The 24,898-nt window shown below is 54.1% G+C and carries 21 protein-coding genes; 4 read left to right on the top strand and 17 right to left on the bottom strand.

Going from position 1 to position 24,898, the window contains the following annotated elements; genetic code table 11:
• Positions 1 to 5 precede the first annotated feature (5 nt).
• From EDM54_RS05550 to EDM54_RS05525, 6 genes are all read right to left on the bottom strand, one after another.
• Positions 6 to 254, bottom strand: a complete 249-nt coding sequence (locus EDM54_RS05550; RefSeq protein WP_003389043.1) for a hypothetical protein — start codon at positions 252 to 254, stop codon at positions 6 to 8.
• Between the two features lie 18 nt (positions 255 to 272).
• Positions 273 to 1,412, bottom strand: a complete 1,140-nt coding sequence (locus EDM54_RS05545; protein WP_024983863.1) for a Ger(x)C family spore germination protein — start codon at positions 1,410 to 1,412, stop codon at positions 273 to 275.
• Positions 1,413 to 1,460: 48 nt separating this feature from the next.
• Complete coding sequence (locus tag EDM54_RS05540) at positions 1,461 to 3,014, bottom strand: spore germination protein (RefSeq protein WP_157211825.1); 1,554 nt, start codon at positions 3,012 to 3,014, stop codon at positions 1,461 to 1,463.
• A 125-nt stretch (positions 3,015 to 3,139) separates the two neighbouring features.
• Positions 3,140 to 3,958, bottom strand: coding sequence for an inositol monophosphatase family protein (locus EDM54_RS05535; protein WP_024983861.1), 819 nt, complete (start codon positions 3,956 to 3,958; stop codon positions 3,140 to 3,142).
• A gap of 214 nt (positions 3,959 to 4,172) precedes the next feature.
• Positions 4,173 to 4,385 (bottom strand): CstA-like transporter-associated (seleno)protein, encoded by a 213-nt coding sequence (locus EDM54_RS05530; RefSeq protein WP_003389039.1) that lies wholly within the window; start codon positions 4,383 to 4,385, stop codon positions 4,173 to 4,175.
• The gene (locus tag EDM54_RS05525; RefSeq protein ID WP_122957910.1) at positions 4,382 to 6,475 is read right to left on the bottom strand and encodes a carbon starvation CstA family protein; all 2,094 of its coding nucleotides are present in this window, start codon (positions 6,473 to 6,475) and stop codon (positions 4,382 to 4,384) included. Before EDM54_RS05525 ends, EDM54_RS05530 begins: the two co-directional genes overlap by 4 nt.
• A gap of 149 nt (positions 6,476 to 6,624) precedes the next feature.
• Here EDM54_RS05525 and EDM54_RS05520 point away from each other — a divergent pair, with 149 nt between their 5' ends.
• Complete coding sequence (locus EDM54_RS05520) at positions 6,625 to 6,831, top strand: hypothetical protein (RefSeq protein WP_031931839.1); 207 nt, start codon at positions 6,625 to 6,627, stop codon at positions 6,829 to 6,831.
• A gap of 126 nt (positions 6,832 to 6,957) precedes the next feature.
• Here EDM54_RS05520 and EDM54_RS05515 read toward each other — a convergent pair whose 3' ends face one another.
• From EDM54_RS05515 to hppD, 3 genes are all read right to left on the bottom strand, one after another.
• A complete protein-coding gene (locus EDM54_RS05515) occupies positions 6,958 to 7,740 on the bottom strand; it encodes a LytR/AlgR family response regulator transcription factor (RefSeq protein ID WP_024983859.1) in 783 nt (260 codons plus the stop codon).
• Positions 7,715 to 9,439 (bottom strand): sensor histidine kinase, encoded by a 1,725-nt coding sequence (locus EDM54_RS05510; protein ID WP_003389035.1) that lies wholly within the window; start codon positions 9,437 to 9,439, stop codon positions 7,715 to 7,717. Before EDM54_RS05510 ends, EDM54_RS05515 begins: the two co-directional genes overlap by 26 nt.
• Before the next feature lie 148 nt (positions 9,440 to 9,587).
• Positions 9,588 to 10,679, bottom strand: a complete 1,092-nt coding sequence (gene hppD, locus EDM54_RS05505; RefSeq protein ID WP_003389034.1) for a 4-hydroxyphenylpyruvate dioxygenase — start codon at positions 10,677 to 10,679, stop codon at positions 9,588 to 9,590.
• A gap of 249 nt (positions 10,680 to 10,928) precedes the next feature.
• On the opposite strand from hppD, the gene EDM54_RS05500 reads away from it, so the two are divergent.
• Positions 10,929 to 11,624 (top strand): class I SAM-dependent methyltransferase, encoded by a 696-nt coding sequence (locus tag EDM54_RS05500; protein ID WP_031931842.1) that lies wholly within the window; start codon positions 10,929 to 10,931, stop codon positions 11,622 to 11,624.
• Positions 11,625 to 11,692: 68 nt separating this feature from the next.
• Here the strand turns inward: EDM54_RS05500 and EDM54_RS05495 are convergent, their stop codons facing one another.
• A complete protein-coding gene (locus EDM54_RS05495) occupies positions 11,693 to 13,117 on the bottom strand; it encodes a hypothetical protein (protein WP_031931843.1) in 1,425 nt (474 codons plus the stop codon).
• 205 nt (positions 13,118 to 13,322) lie between these two features.
• On the opposite strand from EDM54_RS05495, the gene EDM54_RS05490 reads away from it, so the two are divergent.
• Positions 13,323 to 15,020: a M14 family metallopeptidase gene (locus tag EDM54_RS05490; RefSeq protein ID WP_122957909.1), complete on the top strand. Its 1,698-nt coding sequence runs from the start codon at positions 13,323 to 13,325 to the stop codon at positions 15,018 to 15,020.
• A 211-nt stretch (positions 15,021 to 15,231) separates the two neighbouring features.
• Here the strand turns inward: EDM54_RS05490 and EDM54_RS05485 are convergent, their stop codons facing one another.
• Together EDM54_RS05485 and EDM54_RS05480 are read right to left on the bottom strand one after the other, a co-directional pair.
• A complete protein-coding gene (locus tag EDM54_RS05485; protein ID WP_003389030.1) occupies positions 15,232 to 16,182 on the bottom strand; it encodes a methyl-accepting chemotaxis protein in 951 nt (316 codons plus the stop codon).
• Positions 16,183 to 16,211: 29 nt separating this feature from the next.
• A complete protein-coding gene (locus tag EDM54_RS05480; protein WP_003389029.1) occupies positions 16,212 to 16,973 on the bottom strand; it encodes a hypothetical protein in 762 nt (253 codons plus the stop codon).
• An 86-nt stretch (positions 16,974 to 17,059) separates the two neighbouring features.
• Here EDM54_RS05480 and EDM54_RS05475 point away from each other — a divergent pair, with 86 nt between their 5' ends.
• On the top strand, positions 17,060 to 18,472 hold the full coding sequence (locus EDM54_RS05475; RefSeq protein ID WP_122957908.1) for an RsmF rRNA methyltransferase first C-terminal domain-containing protein: 1,413 nt from the start codon (positions 17,060 to 17,062) through the stop codon (positions 18,470 to 18,472).
• A 66-nt stretch (positions 18,473 to 18,538) separates the two neighbouring features.
• Here EDM54_RS05475 and EDM54_RS05470 read toward each other — a convergent pair whose 3' ends face one another.
• From EDM54_RS05470 to EDM54_RS05445, 5 genes are all read right to left on the bottom strand, one after another.
• Entirely contained in the window at positions 18,539 to 18,784 is a 246-nt protein-coding gene (locus EDM54_RS05470; RefSeq protein WP_003389025.1) for a hypothetical protein, read from the bottom strand.
• 134 nt (positions 18,785 to 18,918) lie between these two features.
• Entirely contained in the window at positions 18,919 to 20,409 is a 1,491-nt protein-coding gene (locus EDM54_RS05465) for a serine hydrolase domain-containing protein (protein ID WP_003389024.1), read from the bottom strand.
• Between the two features lie 550 nt (positions 20,410 to 20,959).
• On the bottom strand, positions 20,960 to 22,447 hold the full coding sequence (locus tag EDM54_RS05455) for a DEAD/DEAH box helicase (RefSeq protein WP_031931847.1): 1,488 nt from the start codon (positions 22,445 to 22,447) through the stop codon (positions 20,960 to 20,962).
• A gap of 248 nt (positions 22,448 to 22,695) precedes the next feature.
• The gene (gene pepV, locus EDM54_RS05450) at positions 22,696 to 24,132 is read right to left on the bottom strand and encodes a dipeptidase PepV (protein WP_003389021.1); all 1,437 of its coding nucleotides are present in this window, start codon (positions 24,130 to 24,132) and stop codon (positions 22,696 to 22,698) included.
• The gene (locus EDM54_RS05445) at positions 24,101 to 24,856 is read right to left on the bottom strand and encodes a GTP pyrophosphokinase (RefSeq protein WP_003389020.1); all 756 of its coding nucleotides are present in this window, start codon (positions 24,854 to 24,856) and stop codon (positions 24,101 to 24,103) included. The genes pepV and EDM54_RS05445 overlap by 32 nt, the downstream gene beginning before the upstream one ends.
• Positions 24,857 to 24,898 lie beyond the last annotated feature (42 nt).

Raw genomic sequence — 24,898 nt, 5'->3', positions numbered from 1 at the left:
GTCCATTACTCCCCTGCGTTACCGGACCCTTTCCCGATCAAGGGATAAAGCGGTCTGTAAAGGAAATCCACGAGCTGGGTCAGTCCTGGCATTTCCGGAAAAAAAATCAGCAAGCTTCCCAGCCCCCATCCTGTCACTGTGATGACCAAAAATACGGTTCGTTCCCGCTTCATTTCTGCCGTCAACCGCGGAAGCTCGTACCATGCAAGCACGAGTGCCAAAACGGTCAGCGCGGCTACACCCACCCACTTCAATATGCCCCAGCCCCTTTTTTATTGATGGGGATTGGACACCCCGGGTCGCAGCACTTCGGCTGTCGACTGAATGTCCACCTCGATCTCGGAGAAGGTGCGTTCCCAATCTGCTACGGCTTTTTTCCATTCCTGCGGGTACTTTCGATGAAAGACGCCGGAAAAATCGAACACGTCCGCATGCAGGACATTCTGTGCTTTGTTCAGGGAAGCTTTTATGACCGACCGAGTATATGCGGCGGCGTAGGACTCTACGATGGAGACATCTGCCGGTATGGTCATATTCAGATTCGTCGTATTTTGTCTGACATCGTATTCGGCGTGCAGTTTGACCTGCATGGACCACTTGCTGTTTTTGACCTGCGGGCTGAGAACTGCCCTGCCCCTGACCATCTTCAGAGAAACATATCCCTTATGCTTTTCGATCGGAATGGTGATCATGACAAATTTGATCCTGTTTCGAAGCCACAGCACCCCTTGCGCTTCCCTCTCGTCCATTTGCCCCGCCCACTTCCCTTTTTTCAGCACGCCCATTCCGTAGATGTAGGGAACTGGCCCGCCATCTTGCTCCGGCAATGTTGCCACCAGGGGAATGATCGATACTTTTGCCGGATTCTCCATCATCTGGGCCAGCTCTTTTAAGGTCACGCCTTCACCTTTTTGGGCCTTGGCGATCTCTTCGAGCGACTTGGAGCTGCTTCTCTCAAGCGGCGGCTTTTGCTTCAAAATATCTTTGGCCTTGCCTCTGCTCACGAACAAATAGGCAAGCCCGCGAGGACCCGGCTGCCGAAAAAAATAATCGACATGGCCTTCAATTCCCGTTCTTGCGATGTCCCTGCCAAAGATAAACACCTCCGTATGGCCCCAAAAAACTTGTGCAGAAAGCGTGTCCTGCAGACTTTCTACCGCGTCGGCCAGAGTGATGCCTGTCGCTGATTGCACGACGGTTTGGTCGGCCTCTTCCTGCTGTCTGCCCGCGTGATTGACATAGAGCTGGACCGATAGCTCTACCTTTTTGTCTTCGGTCAGGTCGACACCCGCTGCAGTAATAATCGCGATGTCATTAATTTCTTTGCGATCCCAACAACCGGTCAAGCCAAGCAGCAGAAGAACGACTCCAAGCAACCGGTACACCTTCACTCCTTGCCGCTCCTCCTTCATCCGACAGCCTTTTTCATCCTCGTCTTCGCCGCTCCTTCTGCCTACCTGCTAGGTAGTATCGGGCTCTTGATCGCGGCCTGTATTCTTGCCCCTGTGCTCATCCACCGACGCATCCGTCATCCAGAGAGGCACTCTCGCCATCACGTCGGACAGCTCCTGCAGGTTTAACGGCGCAAGCGGGCTTAAATACGGGACGCCAAAGGATCGCAGGGTAAACAGATGCGTGAGCAGCATCAGCAGTCCCAGCATCAGCCCCATAATGCCAAAAATGCCGGAGAGCAGCATGATCGGAAAACGCAGAATTCTGATCGCCACTCCAAGCGTGTAATGAGGAATGATAAAAGACGCGATGCCAGTGATTGCGACAACCATGACCATCGGCGAAGAGACGAGCCCTGCTTCAATCGCCGCTTGCCCGATAACGAGGGCACCTACGATGCTGACCGCCGCCCCGACCTGCTTGGGCAGGCGGACACCCGCTTCCCGCAACGCTTCAAAGGTGATCTCCATCAAAAGCGCTTCCAACAACGCAGGGAATGGAACAAGCTCCCGGGAGTTGGCCATCGTCAAAAGCAGCGCCGTCGGAATCATTTCCTGATGAAAAGAAACGATTGCCACATAAAAGGAGGGGCCAAGCAGCGCAATAAACAAGAACAGATAGCGCAGCCACCTGATCACGGTGCCAAAGAAATAGCGCTCGTAATAATCCTCGGGAGATTGCAGAAAGGAGTAAAAGGTCGTCGGAGCCACCACGGCGATCGGCGAGCCCTCGACGAGGATGACGACTCTGCCCTCCAATAATTGAGAGCAGGCAATATCCGGCCTCTCGGTCGACAGAAGCTGCGGAAAAGGAGAATACGGGTTGTCCTGCAGCAGCTCCTCCAAATCTCCGCTGTCCAATACCCCGTCGATCCGTATGCTGTGCAAACGTTTTTCCACCTCATCGACCAGCGCTTTCTCCGCGACTCCCTGAAGGTAGGCGATTACCACTTCGGTATGGGAGATGCTCCCCAATTTGTAGGACTTCATCTTCAAAAGCGGAGTGCGCAATCTTTTCCGCAAAAGCGAGGTGTTGATTTCTACGGTTTCCACGAAGCCTTCTCTTGGTCCGCGAACGACAGATTCGGCGATAGGCTCCTCGACTGAGCGCGTCTCCCACTTGGTTAATCCGACCGAGGTCGCAGTGTTTTCTCCATCCGTCAAAATGACAGGATTGCCGTCCATGACGTGTCTGACGGTCTCCTCGATAGTCCCGATCTCGCTTCCGGAGGCTACGGGGATGATCCCGTGAAACAAAGGGGACCCGGCCGATCTCCTCCGCCCCTCCAGCAAGGGGGTCAGCACCTGTTGATTGAGTTCCTCCTGATTGGCGGTGCCATTGATGTAGATCAGGATGGCTCTCCGGCTTCCACTTATCCAAAAATCATGAAAAAGAACATCCGTGCAATCGGCGAAAATGTTTCGGAGAATGTGCAAATTGCTTTCCAGCTCGAAAGACAGCGGCGTCAGTCCCCTCTCGTCTGAGCCAGGCTGAAAAGACAGGGAAGACAAGTGCCCCCCTGAGCGGAGCTTCCGCTTTTTCCATGATCTCGAGAAAATCATGCGGCATCTCCTTTTTTCCTCCATTGTTGACTTTCCCCCTACCTTTTATAACCGCTTCTCCAATGGTACGGAGGCAAAATAAAAAAACTGCCCGACAGGCAGTTTTTATGAGCAGTATGATGGAATCAGGAAGGATCGGCGTCCTGCTCCGATTGGATGTAGTGCTGTAGTTCTTCGTAAAACGTCGTGTTGCAAGCCATGACGCTGCTTTTCCGATCAAACGGCAACGGCTTCCCGTCCATTGTGGTCACCTTGCCTCCTGCTTCTTCTACCAGAATTCTCCCCGCTCCAAAATCCCAGGCGTTCAGCGAGAGGCTGACATACCCGTCGAGTCGTCCTGCCGCCACGTACGCCATTTCCAGGGCAGCGCTGCCCAGCAGACGCATGCCTCGCACCTTGCCGGCCAATTTTTTCACGATCAGGTCAATCCCCATTTGTTCCGCTTGTTTGTTCCAGAAAACGCTGGTACAAAGCAAGGCTTCCTCCAAGGAAACGGTCTTTTCCAGACGCAGTCTTTGGCCATTCAAATAAGCGCCTTGCCCCTTTACTGCGTGAAACATCTCATCCCGGGATGGATCATAGACGACACCGATCAATCCTTCCCCTTTGTGATAAACGGCAATGGAAACAGCAAAGTTGATCTGCTGATGAACAAAATTGGTCGTTCCATCAATCGGATCGATGACCCATAAAGTGTCATACTCGCCGGGATCTCCCGTAAACGTTCGCTCCTCGCCCAGTATGCCATGCTCGGGATACTGGCGCAGAATCGCATCGATAACATGCTTCTCCACTTCCTTGTCCACAGCTGTGACAAGATCTGAAGCGGATGTTTTATATTCGACAGTAAAAGGCTGCTTCATTCGTCTGAGACTGAGTTCTCCTGCGCTTCTGGCACAATCCAGAGCGAGTTCCTTGAGTGCCTCCAAGGTTGTTGCATGCACACGTATCGCCACCCACATCTTGACTTTGCCTCTAGTGTACCATACTTTCCCTGCTGATACACCCTGCTGTCCACCTGATGAAAGCCCGGCAAAAAGTCATAGGAGGCCTGTTGATTGGCCTCCCGTCTGGTCTTGCAGGATGCTGCAGGGAACATCTGTAAGTAAGGAACAGCGCTGGCAAGCAACGGCTACCTGCAGTGATGAGCGACAGCAGCTAACAGCAGCGGGTCACTCCGCCTTTTTCGTAGCGTTCACGCAGCGCGTAGATATAGTACTCTCTTTCCGTCATCGGAAAGTACCCAGGTTTGGCGTGGGTCTGGTACCAATGCTGCAGATAACGATCGTAGTCCGGCATGCCGAAGATGGTCTTGATGATCGAGCTGATCTGACGAAGGGACTTTTTGATCGTTCTCCACCTTTTTCTCATGCGATGGAATGTCCTTTGCCGTCGTAGTAATTGTCCCCTTTGGATTGAATGTACGGGGATTCGTGAAGCTCGAATTTCTTTCCGCGCAAAATGCTGATCCACAGCCGTATCCCGTCGGCAATAATCCCGATGATGATCGCCATGAAAATCGCGCAGACGGCAGCGTCAATCTGGTCATTCAGGATCATCTTCTGGGCTGCCTCCACTGTCTTGACACCCGCAGGAAGCGTTCCGGCATCAAGCGCCTTTTGGAATGCATCTGCGTGAGCCAGGAAGCTGATCTTCGGATCGGCGTGGAACAGCTTTTGCCATGCAGCGGTCAGTGTAGCTGACGTCAGCCAAACCATCGGCAGCAAGGTGACCCAGGCGTACCGCGCCTTGCCCATTTTGATAATGAGCGTCGTACCGACAACGAAGGCGATTGCAGCCAGCATCTGGTTGGCAATACCGAACAGCGGCCACAGGGTATATATTCCACCCAGCGGATCCACGACTCCTTGGTAGAGGAAGTATCCCCAGCCTGCCGTGATGACTGCGGAGCCGATCAGGTTCCCCGGCAGCCAGTCTACCTGCTTCATTTTCGGGAAAATATTGCCCAGCATGTCCTGAACCATGAAGCGTCCGACACGCGTACCCGCATCGATCGTCGTCAAAATGAAAACGGCTTCAAACAAGATCGCGAAATGATACCAGAAGGCCATCAATGCCTTACCGCCCAACACCGTAGAGAAAATGGTCGCCATCCCGATGGCCAGCGAAGGTGCTCCGCCCGTCCGGGACAGGATCGTTTTTTCGTTGATGTCCTGTGCGAGTGTCGTAATCACATCGGGAGTAATCGTAAAGCCCCAGCTCGAAATCGTCTGTGCGGCGGCGACCGCATCCACCCCGATTACCGCAGCCGGCGAGTTAATGGCGAAGTAGACACCAGGCGTCAGTACGCAAGCCGCAATCATCGCCATAATCGCGACAGCAGATTCCATCAGCATCCCGCCGTAGCCGATCATCGGCGCGTGCGATTCCTTGGCGATCATCTTCGGAGTTGTACCGGAAGAGACGAGCGCGTGGAACCCGGAGACAGCTCCGCAGGCGATCGTAATAAACAGGAACGGGAACAGGTTTCCGGCAAAGACAGGACCGGTACCGTCGATAAATTTGGTCAGAGCCGGCATCTCCAGCGGCGGCAGCGTCAGCACGATCCCTACAGCGAGAACGGCAATCGTTCCGACCTTCAAAAACGAGCTCAAGTAATCGCGAGGCGCCAGCAGCAGCCAGACAGGCAGTACAGACGCGACGAATCCGTAGGCGATAATCATCCAGGCAAGCTGAACCTTGCTAAAGGTAAACGCAGGTCCCCAGGTAGGAGAGTCGGCGACCGCCTGTCCCCACCAGAGAGACAGGAACAGAAGCACAAGTCCGATCAGCGAGCCTTCCATGACTCGCCCGGGGCGAATGTACCGCATGTAAAGACCCATCAAGATGGCAATCGGCAGCGTCATAAAGATAGTAAATGTCGCCCATGGCGATTCAGCCAGCGCATTGACAACGACCATGGCCAACACAGCAATCAAAATCACCATGATCGCTACGATTCCGATCAGGGCAAGCGCCCCGCCAAAAGGACCGATCTCTTCCTTGGCAATCTGGCCAAGCGACTTTCCATTGCGCCGCATCGAGCCGAACAGGATGATAAAGTCCTGTACCGCTCCACCGATGACTACCCCGACGATAATCCAGATCGTCCCCGGCAGGTAGCCCATTTGCGCGGCCAATGTCGGCCCGACGAGCGGCCCGGCACCGGCGATGGCAGCGAAGTGATGCCCGAACAAGACCCATTTGTTGGTCGGAACAAAGTCCTTCCCGTCATTATTCACTTCCGCAGGTGTCGCCCGATTGTCATCGAGCCCCATGATTTTCCGGGCGATGAACCTGCTGTAGAAGCGATACGCGACAGCGTACGAACAGATCGCAGCTGTCAGCAGCCAGAACGAGTTGACGGATTCACCGCGTGACAGTGCCAGAAAGCCGAAGCCAACTGCCCCCAGCGCAGCAACCCCGCCCCAGATCAGGACTGAGAGAAGCCATTTTTTCATCCCTTTCTCCCCCTTGTAAAATGATGAATAGGAACATGAGGAATAAGACCTCAACCTACCCTATCACACGGTTGTACATCAAAAAAACAAAAATTGTCTGAACAGTAAAAAATCAAGCACGAAAGGAGAAAATGCAGGGTTGAAACGAAATGGCTCATGAAAGCGTCTTTTCTACACTGTTTGGACTTGTTCCCACTCTGCTGATTTCCTGGTGGCAAAAGGGCAATGAGCCTTTTCTGTTGATCATCGCAGGCATCGGGGCTATTTGGCTATTTTGGTGGACACGGAAAAGCTTCACCTGGCTGGCGGGATTATTGGCATTGTCCGCCTTATTTTGGGCTTTCCAGATGATGTAGAAAGATAACGGAATCCATGTCAATAAAAGGATAAAAGCATGTATCCGGGCAAGTGGCCGCTGCCGCAGCAAAAGCCATATTCCCGGATACATGCTTTTTTGTCAAAGTAAAAAAAGTAAGTTGGAACTAAAATCCCAGCCGTTTCTTCAACTCCTTCACGACATTGCGGCTTACCGGGACTTCCGTCCGCTGAGCGTCCTGCATGACCAGATAGAGCGCTCCCTTGAACCAGGGAACCAGCTCTGCAGTGCGGTACAGATTGGCGATGAACGCCCGGTGCGTCCGGAAAAATTGTTTGGGCGACAGCCTGCTCTCCAGCTCTTGCAGGGTAAAGGATGTGGCGTACTGCTCCTCTTCCGTATGTATGCTCGCGTATCGGCCGTCCACCGTAGCGTAGACGATATCGTTGGGATCGATCAGCATGATCTTCCCGTTGCGCTCCACCGGTATCCGGCGCGGCTGCTGATCTTGAAGTACGGTCTGGAGCAAGCTTTGCAGTTGCATTTCCAGATAAGGCTGCTGGGCCGCTTCGCTTCCCGGCAGCGGACGAAGCTTTCGGACACGGTTGATCGTTTTCTCCAATCGATGCTCGCTGAACGGCTTGACGATGTAATCCACCGCTTCCGTCTCAAAAGCCCGGACCGCGTGGATCTCATAGGCGCTGGCAAAAATAATGACGGGCGGCTGCACCATCAATTCGAGCAAATCCTGCCCTACATCGACGCCGTCGCGATCGTGCAGGTGAATATCGAGAAAGACGGCATCCGGCTCCGCGTCGGGAATAAGCTCGAGCGCCTCTTCCCCGCTCTCTGCTTCTCCAATGACGGCTACATCCGAAAATTGTTCCAGGAGATAGCGAAGCTCTGCCCTTGCCGGGGCTTCATCATCCACGATGAACACTTTCAGCATGAACTTTCACTCCTAAAGGCAATTCTATGAGACAAGTCGTTCCCAGCCCCTTTTTGCTGTCGATCACGATCCCGTACGGCTGGCCGTAGATGGCCTGCAGACGGCTCCTTACATTGGACAGCCCGATGCCGGACAGCCGGCGTTTTCCGTCCTGGGCCGGAGGGGGCGGGACAAACGGGTCCTTTTCCATGCCCACACCATTGTCCGCAACCTTCAGCTCCAATACCTGCTTGTCCTTCAAGCGGGCGCTGATTTTGACGACGCCTCCCTCGCGCTTCGGCAACAGTCCGTGCTTGATCGCGTTTTCCACGAGCGGCTGGAGGACGAGCCCGGGAACGACATAGCGGTCTACGCCCGGCTCGATTTCATATTCCACTTTCAGCTTTTCGCCGAAGCGGGCCCGCTCGATCGCGAGGTAAGCCTCGATGTGCTCCAGCTCCTCCGCCAGCGTCACAAAACCACCGCTGTCGTGCAAATTCTTGCGGAAATATTCTCCCAAATGAATGAGCAGCTCCCGCGCCTGCTCGGGGCGAAAGCGGATGAAGGAAACAATCGTATTGAGCGCGTTGAACAAAAAGTGCGGATTGATTTGCGCATGCAGCGCCTTGATCTCGGCATCCGCCAAAAGACGGGCCTGCTTTTCGAGATCGGCCAGCTCGAGCTGGGTCGAGATCAGGTTGCCCAGCCCGCGAACGAGCTCCAGGTCGACCGCCGACAGCTTGCGGGATCGATCCTGATACAGCTTGAGCACACCGGCTACCTCTCCCCGCTTGCGCATCAGCGGTACGAGTATGGCGCTGCGCAGTGTGCAGTTGTTTTCCCGGCAGCCGATCTCCTCTTTTGTCCCCGCGATCTTCACTTCCTTGGTCTCCAGCACTTCCCTGGTCGCTTTTGTGGTAATCTCCTGCCCGACCACATGATGAGAGGAGCCGGCGCCGACATGGGCAAGGACCGTCTTCGTGTCCGTAATCGCCACGGCCGCCACTCTGGTCGTGCGGAGGATTTCCTCGGCGACGCGCTTGGCTGACTCATAGGTAAGCCCTTGTCTGAGGTAAGAAAGCGTTTTGTCCGCGACCTGCATCGTTCGCTGAGCCTGAAGAGCGCCAATCCGGTCCTCTTCCGTCTTTGCCAGATCGATAATGATGATCAGGACGGCGATCCCGAGCGCATTCACCACCGACATCGGCACGCTGATGGCCTTCACCAATGCCAGGGCATCCGCATACGGCCTGGCCACCAGCAAAATGATCGCCATCTGCATCCACTCTGCGACGAATCCGACGGCCATTGCCGTCGTCCAGCGAATTTCCCGCGTCCGCCGGAACCTGTAAAAAAGGCCGGCCAAAACTCCTTCGCTGATCGTGGAGATGGCACAAGCCAGATCGGTGAAGCCGCCAAGCGTGTAGCGATGAATGCCGGCGACCAGCCCAGTCGCCAGACCTACCCACGGCCCTGCCAGAAGGCCCGCCACGATGGTGCCGATCACGCGGGAGTTGGCAATCGCGTCCTGGTACCAGATGCCGTTGTACGTGCCTAAAATCGAAATTCCGGAAAAGATGAGAACCATGACTGCTTTGTCTTTGTAAGTGGCTCGCTGGTTTAATAGGCTGCGAAATGCTTTGACGCGCGTGAACAGCAAGGCAGCTACGACCAGTACGGCAGTTCGTTCTGCCAAGGGGATCATGAGGGCCAAATTCATCCTTGTCGCTCCTCTTCCAGTCTGTTGTTATCATTATCGCCACGGAGTGCTTATGCGGTCAAGCAAATCGTCAGTCTAGACTGAATTGACGCACAAAAAAATCCGCCAACAGCCATAGCTGTCGACGGACAGAAAGCCAAGCCGCTTCTTACAGATTGCCCCGCAGCTCCTGTTCTCTCTCGAGCGCTTCAAACAGCGCCTTGAAATTTCCGTTGCCGAAGCCGCGCGCCCCTTTTCGCTGAATGATTTCTACGAACAGGGTCGGACGGTCTACAATCGGCTTGCTGAACAACTGCAAGAGGTATCCTTCATCGTCGCGGTCCACCAGCACCCGCAGGTTGCGGAGCGTTTCGATGTCTTCGTCGATCTCTCCGACACGCTCCTTCAGTTCTTCGTAGTACGTGTCCGGTACGTAGAGGAAGTCCACGCCATTTGCCCGCAGTGCGGAAACGGTTTTTACTATATCGTTGGTCAACAGGGCGATATGCTGCACACCCGGCCCTTTGTAAAACTCGAGAAATTCCTGGATCTGCGACTTCCGGCGCCCCTCGGCCGGTTCGTTGATCGGGAACTTGATCCGCCCCGTGCCGCTTTGCATCACTTTTGACATCAATGCGGAGTACTCGGTCGAGATGTCATCGTCGCTGAAGTTCTGCACGGCCGTGAAGCCCATGACTTTTTGGTAGTAGGCCACCCATTCGTCCATGACTTCCACGTTTCCGACGATATGGTCAATCCCGATCAGCCCGGTTTCTTCTCCTTGAACCGGAGATTCATACGCTTGGTAGCCCGGGAGGAAGGGACCGTTGTAGTTTTTCCGCTCGACAAAGGTGTGGATGTTGTCCCCGTAGGTGCCGATGATTGCCTTTTTCACAGTGCCGAAGGAATCGGAAAACTCGGTCGGCTCCATGACCGGCACGGCTCCGCGGGAAACGGCCTCGCGATACGCCTGCTCACAGTCGTCCACGCGAAGAGCCACGTCCTTTACGCCGTCCCCGTGCTTGCTCACAAACGCGTTGATCGGGCTGTCAGGAGTAAGCGCCCCTGACAAGACAAACGTAAGGTGTTTTTGTTTCAATACATAGGAAACCTTTTCCCGCGAGCCTGTTTCCAGCCCTGCGTAGGCCACAGCCTGAAATCCGAAGGCCTTGGTGAAGTAATGCATGGCTTGCTTCGCATTTCCTACATAGAACTCCACATAATCCCAGTCCTGAATGGGAAAGAAATCGGTGTTGCTCATTTGCCTACCCCTCCGACTTTTTCAAATTTTTGCATGATTGGGATGATTTTGTTTGTTATCTTGAGAGTACATGGAAAGCGTTTACTCCCGCAAGAACACGGAACAACGCGAAAACGCGCAACAGCTTTTCTCCAATAAAGTGCGCATCATCAGCGTCTTCCGGTACGATGCAGGAATATTTGCCCGGATAGATGAAAAACAAGGGATGAAGCGTAAAATGCTTGCTGAAAGGTAAGGAGGACTATACGAATGACACAATGGAGTGAAATGGCAAAAGAGCAATGGGACCAATTTTCGGCGGATTGGCATAAGCGCAGCGAAGCCATGTGGGAAACGGGCAGCCGCAGGACGATCCTGCCGCTGTTTACCCGCTATGTCCACGCGGAAAATGGACCTGTTCTGGACGCTGGTTGCGGAGATGGATACGCTAGCTGCAAGCTGGCCGCAAGCGGCTATACTGTGGAAGGAGTCGACATTGCCGGGGAAATGATTCGCCTGGCTAAAGACCGGGCAAATGACCGGGCAAAAAACGGTGAAATAGCTGTCCGCTTTCAGACTGGGGATGTGTCCAGCCTTCCCTTTTCCGATCAAACCTTCAGCGGGATTCTCTGCATTAACGTGACGGAATTCACGCCTTCGCCACTCGCTGCACTCCTGGAGTTCCATCGTTTGCTCAAACCGGGGGGCATCCTGCTCCTCGGCATACTCGGCCCGACGGCAGGACCACGGGGACACAGCTATCGCCGCCTGTACGGGGAGGCGACGATCCAAAACACGATGATGCCGTGGGAAGCGAAGCAACTGGCCAGCGAAAATGGCTATGTCCTGCTGGAGGAAGAACCCGTTTATAAAGAAGGCGTACCTGCCGAGCTGGCAAATCGGTTACCCGCGGAATTGCGCGAGGCCCTCAGCTTTTTGACATTGTTTGTGCTGAAAAAAGGATAGAAAGAACGGCCCCGCCCGTGCCAGCCATAAAAAAAGGTGCCGCGACCGGCACCTTTTTTGGCGTTTTGTTACTGAAATGGATTGACAACTTTATTGGCTGCCATCCACATTTCTTTGCTTTTCATCAGTTGTGCGATTACGGGCTGTTCCGTTCCGTAAAGCGACCGATAGAGTCGCTGGGTTTCCCGCAAATCATTGTAGGTCAGATAAGGGTAATCCGGTCTGCCAAAGGTGTCATCAGGGAACCAGGCGTAGTGCAGATCTCCATTTTGCGTGATCCATCGTTCTCCCAGATTGGTGACTCCCTGAAGCATCACTGTTGCCAGCGCTTGGTCGGCCGGATCTTGAAATTGCATGTACATTTTCCACAAAAAGTTAATTTCCGCCAACTGGTGGTTGAGCGAAACATGTGTCGGCTTATGCGGTGTCGGGTGGGCGTAATCGGCAACCAGCCATCCATCTGTAGGACCGGGTATTACGTAGTGATACTGACTGGCGTGATTGCGCAAATACAGGGCGTACCTTTTGGCCGATTCACAAAATTCACTCTCATTATACTTTTTGCAGCCATCAAGCAGCAGCTCGGCCATTCCGGTATTAAACCGCGTATCGTAAAAGCCATCAGGGATCCCGTAATCGTCAGCCAGCCACTGGGACTGTGGATACGTCTTCCAGTGCCCTTCCGCTTCCTGATTGCGGACAGCGGTATCGAGCATGACGTAGGCCATGTTTTGCGCCGCTTTGCTGGTTGGATTCGCCAGGAAGGAGCGGACTACATAGTTCTCCGGATTGCGCCAAAACGCATTGACGGTGTAGGGAACGTATGTAGACGGACTCGTGTAGTAATAGCCGTCGTACAACCACTTGGCCTTATCCGAGAGATCGACTCCCAGCCAAAGATTGGCTGTCGGCTCACTATCCCAGGGAACCAGCGGGGAGCTGGACTCCATGATCCACCATTCGCTGACCATTCCCGCCTTTACCGGGAGCTGTACCTCCAGATGCATGCGATACCACTCTTTTTTCACGGCAATGGGCAGAGCCAATTCCGTTTTTTCCTCGATTGTCGTTCTCCCCAGAGGATTGTAGACAATCGGCGAGGCGACCCAGAAGTAACGACTTGGTGATTCAATAAAGCCGGGAACCAGCGGCAATTCATTTGTCTCCGCCAAAGAGAGCAAATTCCATACCCGCGTGATCTGGCCATTATTATCCGTGCTCAGAACGTGGCGAAAGGTTGACCCTTCGCCTGCAAACGGCACCGACAGCACATACGGACTGCTGTCGATCTGCCCTTCCAGCCTGTACATGCGAAACACGTCACCATTTTTAAACTGGTAGATCTTCTGTTTCAAAGCTCCACCGCTTACCGAAATAGACTCTTCCTTGATCGTCGGCTTTTCCCACTGAAAAGCATCTGAGGCGGAAGGGGGCATTGCGAGTGAGACTAGCAATGCGAGAAAAAACAATACGGACTTTCTTACCTTGGTCATGTAATCCCCCTTGCTCAGAAGTTTGCGAACCCGCTCGCTCTGTTTTCGGAGTAACTGCCACGCCATGATGTAATAGGTTCCACATTATCTTCGCATTTCCTCCATTATTTATCAAATATGATTAGAAAGTACCATGATGAAATGCCTTGCAATCTGATAAAGATGTAGGGAAAGCGACTATTACATTCGACACGGAGGGGATGTCATGACAAACAAAATTATTTCTGCTGCCCTCGTCTTTTTCTTTATTTCTTTGGCCGCCTGCCCGCCGGCAGCTTGGGGAATCCAATCACATCCGCCGCTTGCCGCAGCACCTTCAGCCAAAGAACCAAAAGAGCCTCTCCCCTATTTTGGGACCGGAGAGGTTTACGTGCAGCCCGGGTCAATCGCCCCGCTTTTTCCCGTCCCTTCTGTTTCTTTCGATACGCCTGCTTTTCAAAAGGCCAGCCAAGCCTTTACCAGTCAGGAAGAAATGATGGCGTTCGTCAAGAAGCTGGACAGTCAGCACGCTCACGTCCGCCTGGAAATCATCGGGCAATCCCTCGAAGGTCGGGACATTCCGCTTTTGATCCTGTCCCGCCAGCCTGACCAGGTCCAAACTGACAAGACAAAACCTATCGTCTGGCTCCAGGCCCAAATTCACGGCAATGAGCCCGCTTCAGGTGAGTCCGCTCTGGTCATCGCGCAATGGCTGGCAACAGAACATCTGGGAAAAGACCTTTTGGACCAGGTACATGTAATCATCGTTCCGCGAATCAACCCCGATGGGTCCTACCGGTTTCAAAGAACGATCGCTGTCGGTCAAGATGCCAATCGCGATTACATGAAGGCCGAATACCCCGAGGTGCAGGCGATCCACAAGGCATTCGACCGCTTCCGGCCCGATGTCGTGCTGGACGCTCATGAGTATGGCGTCACGTCCGCTTCCCTGGCGAAGACAGGGAAAAAAGGAGCGCTTTCTTCCTATGATGTGCTGATCTCTTCGGCCAAAAATTTGAACATCCCAAAAGAACTGCGGAGCATGTCCGATCAACTGCTGCTGCCGGAAGTTGAAAAAGCGCTGGATGAGGCCAAACTGACGCATCACCCCTACTACACGTTATCCCAGAACAAGGACGGGCAGATTATCGCGACAGAAGGCAGTACGGAAACGCGAATCGGCCGCAATGCCCTCGGATTGAAAAACAGCCTTTCCTTTTTGGTGGAGACGAGGGGAATCGGCATCGGCCGGGCCGATTTTGAACGCCGTGTATATGGACAGGTGACGACACATGCCGCCTTTATCCAGGCCACAGCCCGACATGCAGAAAAAATAAAACAGACGGTCGCCAGATCACGCAGCCGGTTGATCGAGCAGGGGAAAAAAGCTGATGACGACGACCGGATTGTCGTCACTAGCGAAAACAAACGAATGACCGGTTACTCACTGGATGTGATTGATTTGGCACAGTCCAAGCGCGTCTCCATCACGGTTGCGTGGGTGAGCGCGACAAATGCTTATCCGACCCTGGAGAGGAAAAGGCCGACTGCCTATTTGATGCCTCCCGCTTATCACCATATCGCTGACCGGCTGGAGCGGCTGGGCGTGAACATCGCGACATTGTCCGAGCCTGCTGCTCTCCCTGTAGAAAGCTATCTTGTCACGGATAACAAGGTACAGGCTCGCCTTGAAAACGGCCGTTTTCCCAACCGGGTGGAGACCTGGGTCACTGAGGAGCAGGTGACCTTTCCTGCAGACAGCTACGTATTTGCGATGGACCAGCCGCTCGCCAACTTTATTGCGCTCGCGCTGGAGCCGGAGTCCGTGGACAGCTTCGTGACGAACAGCTACCTCCCTGTGCAAAAAGGTGACCGTATCCCTATATACCGCTATATGTCCGAAAAGCCGCTCCCGGCGAATTAGCACTTCGGCACTTCGGTCCCCCGGCACTCCGATACTCCGGCACCCTGGTACCCCGGCACTCAGGTACCCCGGCACTCAGGCACCCCGGCACTCTGGTACCCCGACCTAATAAAAAAACGTCCCTGCACCGGTTGTTTCAGCCGGTTGAGGGACGTTTTTTGTCAAAGAGGTTTTTCCTTACATAATTACTTGCTCACTTGCTTGCGCTGTTTTATTCAGCCAGCAATCGTTTTACGTCTTGGTAGCTGGCTTCCAGCTGCCTGTCGACTGCTCCCGCTTCCTGAACGTGATGGCGCAGCGCCTCATTCATCTGCTCCAGAGCCCGTTTTGCTTCCTGGACCTGCAGATTGTTTTCGTCCGTGTAGCGCTTTTGCTGCTGGATCGTTTCCATGACACCCGCCGTCTCTTCACTCACTTCCCGCAGGGCGGATACGATGCTTTCCATTTTTTCAGCCGCTTCCTTGCTTGTCGACAAGCCTTTTTGGATCGCACTGCCGCTCTTCTCGCTGTTGGCGATCGCTTCTTTTGTCTCTTCCTGAATTTTGCCGATCAGCTCGGCAATGTTTTTGGTCGAATTGGCTGTCATTTCTGCCAGCTTGCGAACCTCGTCCGCCACGACCGCAAAACCCCTTCCCTGTTCGCCTGCGCGAGCGGCTTCAATCGCTGCATTGAGAGCCAGCAGGTTCGTCTGATTGGCGATATCGCTGATCACTTGAACGATGCTGGTAATCTCCGACGAACGCTCTTCGAGACGGCCCATGGATGCGGACGTGCTGGCAGACTGCTGTTCCAGCACGCTCATCACCGAGACGACCTCTGCCATTGAGAGCTTGCCTTCATTTGCCCGTTCTACGGACTGCATGCAGATGCTCGTCAAACGCTCTCCGCGGGAATAAAGGTTGTCGGCCGACTCCTCGGACTCTGTGCTGATCCGCTGAATTTTCGCGATAATGCCTTCCATCCGGTTTGCCAGCTCGGCAAGGGAGCCGTGCTGGTCGTTTACAACGCCATGCTGATGAATGATCGCGCCCATTTGCTCGTAAACCGCCATCAGCTCTCGCTTGATTTCTTCGCGGTCTCCCCGCGCATCCGGCTCCTGCAGTGCTACGGCGGTCGCAGCTATTTCCTGCTGGGCTTCGTCCTTCTTTTTCTTCCAGAACATTGACGTCACTCTCCTCTTTTTTCTTCTGGCTAGCGTGTGTGGCTCTCCCGGTGCGCAAAAGCGCGCGATTCCATAATTCCCGGATGCTGCTTGGCCAAAAGAAGCAGGTTTTCCAGGTAGTAATAATGGCCTTCCAGCACTTCCACGTCCTTGCGGGTAAACTGCTTCGTCTGCAAATACTGCTGCATCTCCAGGGCGTATCTCTCCAGCTTGCCGTAAAATTCATTGGCCCGCAGCATTTGCTCCACTTCCGGATAGGCGGTTTTGAGCCGATTGATTTCACCGTATACCTTGGTACCTTCGAGAATCAGTTGATAAGCCGCGCGCTCATAGGAGGCGGCCGTCGCTTGTTCCTGTTCCTGTCTTGCGGCGCGCAAAGCGGACAAGTACGTGATAAAATGGTAAACAGTTAAAAATAAAGGCCCCAAAAACAAAATGATTCCTGCTTTGTATACATGTTGGTTTGCCAGGTTGCTGATGAGCAAGAACAGATGAAACAAAATTGCCCCCAGCCATGCGTAAATAATCACATGGTGGTTTACCTTGCCTGCCTCCTGCTGGCGCGAGAAAACAAACGTCAGCCCCAAAAGATAAAAGGCAAGCAGAGTAAAACTCGCGCTGAACAATGCCATTTCCATCTCCTGAAGCCAAGTGGCATCGGCAGGAATCTCAAACAAAAATTCAAAGGCGAGTACCAGCAGTGAGAAGAGCAAACCCATGATCCAAAACCGGCTTACTTCGGAATCGTTGCGCCGGCGAGAGCGGTACCTTTCCGCACGGGATTCTTTCAATTGTTCTCACCTCACTTTCAAATGGATTCGCCATGATTCACCAATTTCCTCTTAGGGCCAGACAAAATCTGACATCGGAGGCTACCATGAAAAACCCTTTGCCCGCTGCATTTACGGCACGTATGCAGGCGCTATTGCAAGACGAATACGAAGCCTTTATCGCGAGCTATGAAGAGGCTGCGAGCCACGGCCTCAGAATCAATCCGTTGAAGCTTGCGCCGGCTGATTTCCTGTCGCTCTCCCCCTTCTCCCTGGAGCCGGTGGAATGGTGTCCAAATGGCTTCTGCTACAGGGAAGGAGATCGTCCCGGCAAGCATCCTTACCACGCAGCCGGTCTGTACTATTTGCAGGAGCCGAGTGCCATGTCCCCTGCGGAAGCACTGGAGGCGCTCCCCGGCGAAACAGTACTCGACCTATGTGCGGCTCCGGGCGGCAAGACAACCCAACTGGCAGCGGCCATGAAAGGGAGCGGGCTGTTGATCGCCAATGAAATTCACCCGTCGCGGGTCAAGGCCCTTTCGGAAAACGTCGAGCGGCTGGGCATCACCAACGCTATCGTGACCAACGAAACACCGGAGCGGCTGGCAGAGCGATTCCCGCTGTTCTTTGACCGGATACTGGTCGACGCGCCGTGTTCCGGCGAGGGCATGTTTCGCAAGCTCCCGGAGGCAGTCGCGGAGTGGACACCGGAAAAAGTGACGGAGTGCCACCTCATGCAGCTGGATATTTTGGATGCGGCCAGCGCCATGCTGAAGCCCGGTGGGACGCTTGTCTATTCGACTTGCACGTTCGCCCCTTTGGAAAACGAGCAATCCTTGGCTGCCTTTCTACAGCGCCATCCCGAGTTTGACATGATCCCGCTTCCTTCCGCAGACTCGTATTCGCCCGGCGAGCCCAAGTGGGCGGACCCGTCCTTGCCGGATGTGGCTTTGGCCGCACGCCTTTGGCCCCATAAGCTGCAAGGGGAAGGCCACTTTGTCGCCAAGCTGAGAAAGTCGGCTGAAGCGACCCCAGCAGAACAGTCTCGCAGTCGTCCGAAGAAAAAAGGAAAACCTGCTTCATTCGCCGGCAAAAAGGAGGCGGTCGCAATCTGGCAGAGCTTTGTCCGGGAAGCCCTGCCGAACCTTGGCGATCTGTACGCCGACGACTCTGCCCTTCTCCTCTTCGGCGACCAGCTTTATTATACCCCGCGACCCGGACTGGATTTGGACGGCCTTCGCATCAACCGGGCCGGCTTGCACCTGGGAACGCTGAAAAAAAATCGCCTGGAGCCCTCACACGCTCTCGCCTTGGCAGTATGTGCGGAGGCAGCAGCACGCGTCGCCAGCTTTTCTGCAGCCGATCCTGACCTGATCCGCTATCTCAAGGGAGAAGCATTATCGCGGGAAGGAGAAGCTGGCTGGACTCTGGTCTGTGTGGACGGCTTCCCCATCGGCTGGGGCAAGCAGGCTGACGGACAACTGAAAAACCATTATCCCAAGGGATTGCGCTGGCTGTAATCCAGCTAGCAAGAAAAAAGCCCACCTGCATCGGGAGCACAGATTCTTCCCGCAGGTGGGTTTTTGTTAGCGGTTCCGCCGATTCGGCCCGTCGTTTACCATCGTCAAGGAGCCGTTTTTTATGTAACGAAGGATTCTGGATACGGAAATACCGGTTGCGTTGGCGATTTGCATCGCATTGGAGTTGGGGTTCATTCGCAGATACTCGCGAACTACCCGATACTCATCCAGTTCTTCCTGTGTGCACGAACGGCATGCCGATTCAGCCGCCGGAATAGGCAAACCGCATTGTTCACAGAATAGTTGAGTCATGACAGCTTTCTCCTCATACCCTGATTTGTCCCCTGAGCAGGACCCAGGTCCAAAGTGGCCGATATTTTCTGGTACTTCTATTTATTGTACCCGTTTTAGGGTAAGAGGAAAACCCTGCATCTATAGAACTAGATTCAGCCGTTCACTGCCATTTTCACTGACAAAAGACCGCTTGCGGTAAGCAAAACGACGCATCCGACAGCCAAAGCAGCCATATCGGGCACAAAAAGTGAAAAGGTATGCCAGGTCACATTCAATCCGTACAGGAGCACCGGCAGCAAGAGAACGGCAAGCAGGATAAAGACTGTTGCAAGCCCGGCCCATATCCGCCTGTTCCCTGACTTCCGCCGTACTCGGAACAATCTGTAGACCACCATTGCCGTTACCAAGAGCAGGACGAGAAAAACAACTGCAAACAGCCATCTTTCCATCGGCACTGAAAAGGTTGCGGGCTGCGCCTTTTTTCCCAGCAAAATCTGCTGGACCCCGTTCATTACTTGCGTAAGCCTGATCTCCTCCAGCGAATTGTTGCGATTGGTCAAAATGGCGGCTCCCCATCCTTCCCCGGGCAGCAGCATGATCTCCGAGCGATAATCGGGGGTTGAGCCTGCATGCCAGATGCGTTCTCCGCCTTCAGCCAGCGGCGTGATCCTCCAGCCGAAGCCGTAAGAGGTCTGTGAATTGGCTCTTGTCAAGACGGCAGGCTCCATCATCATCCTGGTGTAGCGGGCAGAAAGCACGGCATCCGGCTGCAGCATTCCGATCAGATAATGTCCCATGTCTTCGGCACTTGCCGCAATGTACCCGTAAGGAGCTCCCCCGTTGTCATATGCGATGTCGCTTTGGACAGACAGACCAAACCAGGAGCGGTAACCGGACATCCAGCCCTTTTCTTTGGCTTGCCGGACACTGGCTGCAGCATTGGACATGCCAAGCGGCTCGAATACGGATTTATCCATGTACTCCTCGAACGAAACGCCGTAAATCCGTTCGATCAGCGCTCCGAGTATCCCGTAGTTTGCGTTGCTGTACTGGTGCCGTTCACCCGGCCGTGCGGTGGTGGCTTCCGTAGAAAGCTCACGAACGTATCGCTGGACTGCTTCGCTGTCGTCCGCTCCCTGGTCGGCAAATTTCATGCCGGATTCCGTACCAAGCCCGCTCGTTTGCGTGAGCAGTTGGCGGACAGTGATTTTTGCGGCGTCCTCTTCGCTTTCTAGCGTAAATGAAGGCAAATATTGCCGGACAGGCGCATCCAGGTCGATTTTATTGGCCTGAACAAGCAGCATGATTCCATAGGCAGTAAGGCCCTTGCTGAGAGAACCGAGCAAAAACGGCGTTTGTGCCGTCACAGCCGTCTTCCCGTCTCCGGTCACTCCCCATGTTTTTCTGTAGACAATCTGCCCGTCCTTTACCAGCACCATGGAGCCTCCGGGGGCACCCAGCTTCGCGGCGGCATCATCGATGTAGGCATCGATCTCATCAAGCTTGGCTTGCAGCTCGGCGGAAATCGCCTGCTGTGCCGCAGAAGCATGCTGACTAGGCAAAATCAGGGTTGAGACGATCAAGGACAAACATAAAAAATAGCTGTAAAACCGAAAAGATTGCACGGATAATAAGCTTTTCATGACAGACTCCTTTTCCTGGTCATCCTGAGGCGGTTGCGTCAATCGTTGTCGATGACTACATTACCAGATGAAACCAAGTTGGAAATCCGTCAAGAGGCGGAGAGGAAATCGGACCTGCGGCCCGGCTTGCGAAAATGAAAAGCGCTCTCCGTCCTCGGGTACCAGCACTCTGTCAGCCAATTGATTATCTTTCAAAAAATCTCGCAGCTCTTTTCGCTCCAGCAGACAATGATTATTCGCAGCGATCAACGATCTGGTCTGCCAAGCTGGGAAACGCATGCGCAAAATGGAATCCAAAGACCACCTGCCCTATGTCCGCTTCGTCTCTGGCCGCCCTTATCCATCAAAAAATCAAATGATTGAGGTGACGAAAATGATACCGACATTGGAAACAGAAAGGTATCCTGCTGCCAGAATATCTGTACAGCAAACAGCCTTAGCCCCTGCAAATTCAGGACTAAGGCTGTTTCGGCATCAATTGCCCCAGACTTAGGCTAGCCACATACTCTGGGCTGGCACGCTGGGTGCTTTTGCTTCTACCCGTCGACTGTTAACCGCGCGGACGTTTCCCGCCGAAATTTCCTGAGCGGTTTCCGCCACGGCTGCCAGCTCCGCCCGGTTTTCCGGATCTGCCAGCGCCGCCAGCTTTCCCCGCATCACCCGATTTCCCTGCCTTGCGGGCAGCGATCGCTTCTGCGCGGCGGCGATTTTTTTCGTATTTGGTCTGCAGCTCTTCCAGCTCGCGAGCCAGCTTTTTCTTGTAGCCCGGCTTTACCTTTGTCTTCTTTTTGATGGCTTCGCGGACCGGAGCGATCTGCTTGTCCTTTTCCTTCGCTTCTTCCTTTGCCTTCTGCTCGCGCAGTTCAATAAAATACGCTTCGCGTTCTTTGGCGCGCTCGCGGCGTCCCGCGTCGAGATGGCGTCCGACTACCAGCAGCCTTTCCTCGATCGACGCCTTTGTCGCTTTTGCAAACCGGATCATCATGCTTTTCTGGCGAGGAGAGACGAGCGAAATCGCCTTCCCTTTTTGTCCGGCCCGTCCCGTCCGTCCGACGCGGTGGATGTAGCTCTCCACGTCATTTGGCAGGTCGTAGTTGATCACATGAGTGACGCCTTCCACATCCAGCCCGCGCGCCGCGATGTCGGTAGCCACGAGAAACTGGAATTTGATATCGCGGAACTGCTTCATTAGCTGTTCCCGCTTGTTTTGCGACAAGTCTCCATACAGCGCGCTTGCCGAAAATCCGTTTTCCTGAAGCCGCGCAGTCAATTGCTGCACGCGCACCTGGGTGTTGGCAAACACAATGCAAAGATATGGCTTTTCTTGCTCCAGCAGATCGACCAGCGCATCCGTCTTTTCAGTCTGGTTGACCACATAGTAAAACTGCTCAATGGATTCAACCGTCTTTTGCTTCGATTCGATCTTGATATGCGGCGGCTGCTTCATGAACTGCTGCGCCAGCTTTTTCACCAGATCGGGCATCGTGGCGGAGAAAAGAAGAATCTGACGCTGCTGCGGCGTGTTCACGATGACCTGCTCGACATCCTCGAGAAAGCCCATCTCCAGCATTTTGTCGGCCTCGTCCAGAACGAGCGTGGATATGCGGCCAAAGTGCAGGGAGCCCCGCTTCATATGGTCCAGTACCCGTCCCGGCGTTCCCACGACGATGTGAACCGTTTCTTTCAATTTGTTCAGCTGCTTTTCAATATCCGTGCCGCCGTGCAAAGAAAGAACGTTGACACCCATATGCTTGCCAAGCTTCTCAGCCTCTTTGGCGATCTGGATTGACAGCTCACGCGTCGGCGTCAGGATCACAGCCTGGATATCCTTCTTGCCCGCTTGCAGACGATTCAGGATCGGCAGCACAAAAGCCGCTGTTTTCCCCGTACCGGTCTGCGCTTGACCGATGACGTCCTTGCCCTCTGTTATCAATGGTATCGCTTCAGCCTGGATCGGCGTCGGTTCCTTGTAAAACGAATCCTGTATGCCTTGCATCAGTTCCGGGCGAAAGCCAAACGACGCAAATGTCTTTGTCATGATGCTCACTTCCTTTTCAAAGGAAGCCGCCCTCCCCCGTCTGTCGGCCATCCCTGCCTGACGAGCGGATAACGGCATCCGTCCTTCATTTTCAGCGACGAGCGCTGGTTCTGTCTCCCTATAGTATAGGAGTCTTTTCAAAAACACAACAAAACGGTCAGAATGCCCCTTTTTGGCTTCGCAAAAGGGATGAAACAGGCGGCTCGGCTGCATGCGTGCATGCTGCTTCGAACCGCCTGCATTTCCGGTTATTTCGCCAGCTCGTAAATCGCTTGAGCGTAGATAGCCGTCGCTTTGATCAAATCGTCTATGAGAATGTATTCATCCCGCTGATGCGCGCAGTCGGGACGGCCGGGGAAAAGCGGGCCAAAGGCAACGCCTACGTCCAGCGAACGGCCGTAAGTAGCGCCGCCAATCGCGATAATTCCCGCTTCCAGTCCGGTCTGCTCCGTGTAAACCCGCTGCAAAGTCGTCACCAGTGGATGATTCGGGTCTACCCGGTGAGGGCGCAAATGCTCGACCACCTCGAACACGAATGCAGCCTGGGCAATCCGCTCCTTGAAAATGGCGCTCCACTTTTCAAACGGCAAGGAGTGAGGATAGCGAATGTTGAGCTGGAACAGGGCATCGCCATCTGCCTCATACTGAATTACGCCTGTATTCAGCGTGAGCGGTCCCATCTCCTCGTCATGATGAGAGATGCCGAGCGCTTCGCCGTAATGCTGCCGATACAGGTACTGCTCGGTGAAGCGGACGAATTGATCCGCTCGGGCATCCAGCGTCAGTGTTCCCAAAAAATGAATCAGCTCGGTGCCTGCATTGACGCCCTTGCCAGGGTCCATTCCGTGAACGGAGACGCCTTCCATATGGAGCAGCACATGCCCATTTGAGCATTCGGCCTTGCCCTTCATGCCCGAATCGTTCAAATACGCCTCGTATGCTTGAATCAATTCCTCGGCTCCCATGCCCATCGGCAACAATCTGGCCTCCGCTTTGTCCGGCACCATGTTCATCCTTCTGCCAGAGGCAAGCTCCAGAAGCTGAGCTGCCGGGCTGTCGGCCGACGGGAGCTGCTGCCCGAGGAACGCTTCATGCGTTTGCAAAACAGTCAGGTCTGTCAGCCCCTTTTCCGCATATATCAAAGGAAAATCGGCATCCGGCGTGAAGCCCATGGTCGGCATCTCTTCGGTTTCAAAGTACGTTTTGACACACTGCCAACCAGACTCTTCGTCCGTTCCAAAAATGAGTCTGACCCGTTTGGACAGCGGCAGACCGGATTCCTTGACCAGCTTCGCCGCAAAAATCGCCGCAATCGTCGGTCCTTTGTCGTCAATCGCTCCGCGGGCGACGATCTTCCCGTCCACAATTTCCGCAGCGTATGGCGGCGAAGTCCAGCCGTCCCCTTCTGGAACGACATCCACGTGGCTGAGCACACCGATCAGTTCGCTGCCCTGTCCAAACTCCGCATGCCCGGCATAGCCGCCGACATCCTTTACCGTCATTCCTGCCTGCTTGCACTGTTCAAGCACAAAGTCCAGCGCTTCACGGATGCCTTCGCCGAAAGGAGCCCCTTCCCGTGCTGTGGATGGGTCCAGCAAGCTTTTGATCCGCAAAAATCCCTGCGTCGTGGAAATCAGGTCGTCTTTTCGCTTTTCAACTTCCTGCAGCCAGTTCATCGTCGTCATGTAGATGTTTCTTCCCTTCTTTGGTCTTCATGCCTTCTCCCGTTTCCTCATCGTCCACGTCCAAATCAAGCTCCACAAGTGAAATCAGCGATTCCATCGCTACTTCCTTGGCGGTGAACTCCACCTGGGCCTCCTTGATTTCCTCGCGGATATTGTTCATCTCGCTGTCCAGCTTGGATGACGCCTTGGCGGCTTCAATCAAGCGCTGTCGGATCGCGGAGGGAATGATTCCTTCGTATTTGTAGTTGAGAGAGTGTTCGATCGTCGCCCAGAAATTCATGTTCAGTGTGCGAATCTGGATTTCCACAGGGATGACCGCCTGACCCCGGGCTGTCATCAGCTCGTACGCTACGGCCAGATGATAGCCTCTGTACCCGCTCTCCTTTGGCCTGGACACGTAGTCCTTCTCCAAATAAATCCGCATGTCTTTGCGTCGCCGGATCATTTCCACCACAGCTGGAATATCGTCAATGAATTGGCAGATGATCCGAATTCCTGCTATATCCCGGAGCTCCCAGCAAATATTTTCATCGATTTGAAATTGAAGGCGATTCGCCTTGTTGTATATACTCGGGACCGACTTCACCCGACCGGTGACGAACTCGATAGGAGAGTGCTCTTTTCGCTTCCGCAGCTCGTTGCGGATGTTTTTCAGCTTAACCTTGATCTCTTCCACGGCTTGTTCGAACGGTAGCAGGTATAGTTCCCAGTCTAGTTTCTGCATGCTAGTTCCCTCCGACCCGAAACTCCATCGTCCTTATGATTC

It is taken from the genome of Brevibacillus borstelensis, assembly GCF_003710865.1.
GTDB lineage: Bacteria > Bacillota > Bacilli > Brevibacillales > Brevibacillaceae > Brevibacillus > Brevibacillus borstelensis.
The sequence above is the reverse complement of the archived record's forward strand: the minus strand, read 5'-3'. Positions and strand labels throughout refer to the sequence as shown.